The following is a 2,488-nucleotide window of genomic DNA, read 5'->3' as shown; positions in this document are numbered from 1 at the left end:
CCGCTTCAGCGGCCGGGTGCGGTGGGTCCAGATCGACCTTGACGTGGATGACCACGACCACCTCATCAGCCCCGAGGAGCGTCTACGGGTCGCCATGGCCAGACAGTAACCGTCACGGGACGGCGCGGGCCCATGGTCCAGGTGCCGTCTCGTCCGGTCAGATACACCTGGCTACTGGGCGGTGGCAACGCCGCTCCCTGTTCGTGAACGTGTCCGCGGCTGTACCCAATAGGGATGATGTCGTCCTCGACCTTGAGTTCTCCCAAGCCAGCACCCCCGGCTAATGGCTGGGGGTGCTGGCGGCGTTGAGGGGTGGTCAGAATGGTGGGCGTCGTTGAAGTCGCCGCCACGCTCGGCCTGCCGTTCCCGACCCTGAGCCCGGTCGCCGTTGCCGCGCTGGCTGGAGCGCTCGACCTTGGCGGTAGCCCACTTGAGGGACGCCCCGACCTCATCGGCCTCGATCTCGGTGACCGACCGCTTGTCGCCCTCGGGGGTCTCCCAGCTGCGCTGGCGCAGCCGCCCAGTGACCATCACCCGGTCGCCCTTGGCCAGGGAATCGGCCAGGTGCTCGGCTTGGCCGCGCCACACATTCACCTTGAAGAACGAGGTGTCGCCGTCGCGCCACTGGCCGTCCTGCTGGACCCTTTGGGTAACGGCCACGCGCAGGTTGGTCACGGCGATGCCGTTGTTGGTGAAGCGGAGCTCGGGGTCCTCAACCAGGTTGCCGACGATGATGGTGGCTGGATGTAGAGCAGGCACAGCTCCCGGCGATCATGCGGGTGTCAAAGCCCATGATCCCTTCGGACCGCCGTGCCTGTCCCCGCATCATCCCCCTATACCTGCAGCCGCCAAGCGGCTGGACACCCCTGTCGTGCTCGCACCCGACCAATGCCGTAGCCTGCTCGACTACCTCGGCCAGATCACCGACCCACGCCACCGCCGTGGCCGGCGGCACGCACTCGGCACGGTGCTGGCCGTGGCGGTCGCCGCGGTACTGGCCGGTGCCAGATCCCTGACCGCGATTGGCGAATGGGCCGCTGACGCACCCGGGCCAGTGCTGGCCGCGCTTGGGACGCGCCGCGACCCGCTGCGCCGGGTCTGGCGGCCACCTGCCGAGGCCACCGTCCGCCGCGTGCTGGCCCGCGTTGACCCTGACGCGTTGGACCGGGTGATCGGCCGGTGGCTGGCCGACCAGCAGCCACTCCAACCGGCCACACGGCCGCCACCGCCGACTCGGGCGTGGCGGCGGGCGATCGCGGTCGACGGCAAGACCCCTCGCGGCAGTGGCCGTCGCGGGGCCGCGCCGGTGCATCTGCTGGCGGTCATGGACCACACGACCCGCGCGGTCCTGGGCCAGACCGACGTGGACACCACCAGCAACGAGATCACCCAGTTCCGGCCGCTGCTGGACCGCCCGCGCTATCGTCCAGCGCCAAGAGGGCTGTCGGCTTTCTTGGCGGGAGCTGTCGATTTCGCGGCTCCCCGTTTGTCTCATGGGTGACCATCCCCAACAAGGAGGGAACCATGCAGTACGTGCTGCTGATCTACCACGGCACCAGCCTGGAGACGCCTCGGCCGGAAGAGGAGCAGAAGCGGATCTACGCCGAGTGGGGGGAGGTCAACAAGACGCCCGGCCTCACCGGCGGCCTGCCCATGGGGCTTGCCGAGAACGCCACCACCGTGCGGGTGGAGGACGGCAAGACGCTGACCACCGACGGCCCGTTCGTCGAGATCAAGGAGGCGGTCGGCGGCTACGCCCTCCTGGAGGCCGACGATCTGGATGCGGCGATCGAGGTGGCCGCGCGGATCCCAACGGCCCGCCTGGGCGGTGCCGTCGAGATCCGCCCGAGCGAGAAGTATTGGTAGCCACCCTCGAGCAGGTCTTCCGCGACCAGTGGGGTCGGGTGCTGGCTGCGCTGATCGGCTTCCTCGGCGACTTCGACCTCGCCGAGGAAGCCGCCCAGGAGGCCTTCGCAATCGCCGCCGAGCGGTGGCCCCGCGACGGGGTTCCCGCCAACCCGGGCGCCTGGCTGGTGACCACGGCGCGCAACCGTGCCATCAACCGCATCCGCCGCGACCGCACCCTGGCCGCCAAGACCCGCCTGCTCCAGGTTCCCGAGGCGGTCGAGGACACGATGGACGCGACGGCGTTTCCCGACGAGCGGCTCGAGCTCATCTTCACCTGCTGTCATCCGGCGCTGGCCACCGAGGCGCAGGTCGCGCTCACCCTGCGGACGCTTGGCGGCCTGACCACCGGCGAGATCGCCCGGGCCTTCCTGGTCCCCGAGCCGACCATGGCCCAGCGGCTGGTGCGGGCCAAGCGCAAGATCAAGGCCGCCCAGATCCCGTTCCGGGTGCCGCCCGAGCACCTGCTGCCCGACCGGCTCGACGCCGTGCTGGCGGTCGTCTACCTGATCTTCAACGAGGCCTACACGGGCCGCGGGGAGCCGGCGACCGAGGCGCTGCGGCTGGGCCGCGCGCTGGCCGA

4 protein-coding genes are annotated in these 2,488 nt (G+C 70.3%); 3 read left to right on the top strand and 1 reads right to left on the bottom strand.

Annotated elements, in window-relative coordinates; all coding sequences use genetic code 11:
* Positions 1-171: 171 nt before the first annotated feature.
* A complete protein-coding gene (gene ssb, locus VF468_20505; GenBank protein ID HEX5880672.1) occupies positions 172-759 on the bottom strand; it encodes a single-stranded DNA-binding protein in 588 nt (195 codons plus the stop codon).
* Positions 760-871: 112 nt separating this feature from the next.
* Between ssb and VF468_20500 the strand changes: the two genes are divergently transcribed.
* The 3 genes from VF468_20500 to VF468_20490 all read left to right on the top strand — a co-directional run.
* Entirely contained in the window at positions 872-1,501 is a 630-nt protein-coding gene (locus tag VF468_20500) for a transposase family protein (protein HEX5880671.1), read from the top strand.
* Between the two features lie 23 nt (positions 1,502-1,524).
* Positions 1,525-1,866 carry a YciI family protein gene (locus VF468_20495; protein HEX5880670.1) on the top strand — a complete coding sequence of 114 codons (342 nt, stop codon included), beginning with the start codon at positions 1,525-1,527 and terminating at the stop codon, positions 1,864-1,866.
* On the top strand, positions 1,860-2,488 hold a 629-nt coding region (locus VF468_20490; protein HEX5880669.1), incomplete at its 3' end, for a sigma-70 family RNA polymerase sigma factor. The genes VF468_20495 and VF468_20490, both read left to right, overlap by 7 nt.

It is taken from the genome of Actinomycetota bacterium (assembly GCA_036280995.1).
Taxonomy (GTDB): domain Bacteria; phylum Actinomycetota; class CALGFH01; order CALGFH01; family CALGFH01; genus CALGFH01.
This window is presented reverse-complemented; position numbering and strand designations above follow the sequence as displayed.